Source organism: Caldicellulosiruptor sp. F32 (assembly GCF_000404025.1).
Lineage (GTDB): Bacteria > Bacillota > Thermoanaerobacteria > Caldicellulosiruptorales > Caldicellulosiruptoraceae > Caldicellulosiruptor > Caldicellulosiruptor saccharolyticus.
In genome coordinates this window covers 1-1,557 of sequence record NZ_APGP01000124.1, presented here as the reverse complement: position 1 = coordinate 1,557, position 1,557 = coordinate 1, and the positions used below count along the sequence as shown (strand labels likewise).

At 39.8% G+C, this 1,557-nt stretch carries 3 protein-coding genes; all 3 read right to left on the bottom strand.

Going from position 1 to position 1,557, the window contains the following annotated elements:
• Positions 1–500: RNA polymerase sigma factor (locus H964_RS11760; protein ID WP_039767873.1), on the bottom strand; the 500-nt coding region annotated here is incomplete at its 3' end.
• 19 nt (positions 501–519) lie between these two features.
• Positions 520–720 (bottom strand): DNA-binding protein, encoded by a 201-nt coding sequence (locus H964_RS11755; protein ID WP_039767872.1) that lies wholly within the window; start codon positions 718–720, stop codon positions 520–522.
• A gap of 330 nt (positions 721–1,050) precedes the next feature.
• The coding region (gene rlmD / locus H964_RS11750; protein WP_039767871.1) for a 23S rRNA (uracil(1939)-C(5))-methyltransferase RlmD at positions 1,051–1,557 on the bottom strand (507 nt) is incomplete at its 5' end.

Sequence of the window (1,557 nt, the reverse complement as noted above, 5' to 3'; positions counted from 1 at the left end):
AGCCTGCGTTTTGCGCGCTCAAGCCGCTTCCTAACCGTCGCCTCATATATATCCAGCATCTTTGCTATTTCTTCATTTGAAAACTCTTGAACATATTTCAGTGTCAGCACATCTTTATATATAACAGGCAGCTTCAATACCGCCCTTGCAAGATGATCCAAATCCTCCGCAACGCTTATTGGTTCGGTCGTTATACAGTATTCCACATCCTCAAGGGGAATTGTTGTATGCCTTTTTCTTTGGTTATATAAATTGATGGCGGTGTTTCTAACCATAGTAACAATGTAGCTCTTAGTTTTGTGACAGGAAATTTCTCCCACTTTATCGAAATTCTCAAGAATTTTCAAAAACGTCTGATGTACAGCGTCCTCGGCGAACCGTTCATCATTTAGGATGCGGTTGGCGACATAGAACATAAGCTTCCTGTATGTAACATAAAGCAATTCAAATTTATTTTTATCCTCTTCGCCGTCAAGCATCGCCAGATATATTGGAAGCATTTTGTCACCTCCCGCATTTTCATGCTCTGTTTTGTTTCCTCTCTCTTTGTGACTTAAGTCTGCCATCAATGGGTTTTTGGGCGTTTCTCGGTATTGCCCATACACGGCTGAAACGCACAGCGCCGTTTATTCTGTTTTCCGCACACAGCTTTTGTATGCGCCTGACGGAAATGCCCCACTTTTTTGAAGCTTCATTTACAGACATGTAATCAGTTACCATATATTCACCCAAACATACAATTATTAGCAATTCATATTATATAAGTCTAAACGAATAATATCAAGCCATAATGGATAAATTGGTTTACATTTTTTCTCTTTTCAAACCATTAAAATTTTTGACATGTTCCCTCGAACAATCAACCCCCGTCTTTTCCGTCTACACAACCCTGCCTACCAAAATCCGCCCCGAAAGGCTGTGGATGTGTTTCCACGAACAATCACAGAAACAAAAAAACAAGGCTTCCCGGTATCTCCGCCGCCCATAAGCACATTTTCGGCGGGTGGCAAAAGACCGGAAAACCCTGTATTCAAGCCGTTTTTCAGGCACTTATTTGTTTTTTACATTTGTCATCAATACCACGCACTCGACGTGAAATGTCTGTGGAAACATATCAACAGGCTGGACTTCTAAAATTTCATAGCCATTTGAACAAAGAATACTGCTATCTCTTGCAAGTGTTGAAGGATTGCAGGATACATAAATTATGTTTGGAATTTTATGCTCTATAAGGCTTTCTAAGAGCTCTTTTTCACATCCACTTCGCGGTGGGTCAAGAATCACAGCCTGGGGTATAATTCCATTTTTCAACAGTTTTGGGATTTCAATCTCTGCACGGCCACATATAAATTCAATGTTCGAAATACCATTATTCTTGCTGCTTTTTTTAGCATCTTCAACTGCATCTTCAACAATTTCTATAGCGTAAACCTTTTTGCAAAAAGGAGCAACGAACATTGAAATGGTGCCAATTCCAGAGTATATGTCAAATACAACTTCTGCTTCAATATCACGCAAATATTTTACAACCTGACTGTAGAGTACTTCTGTTTGCAC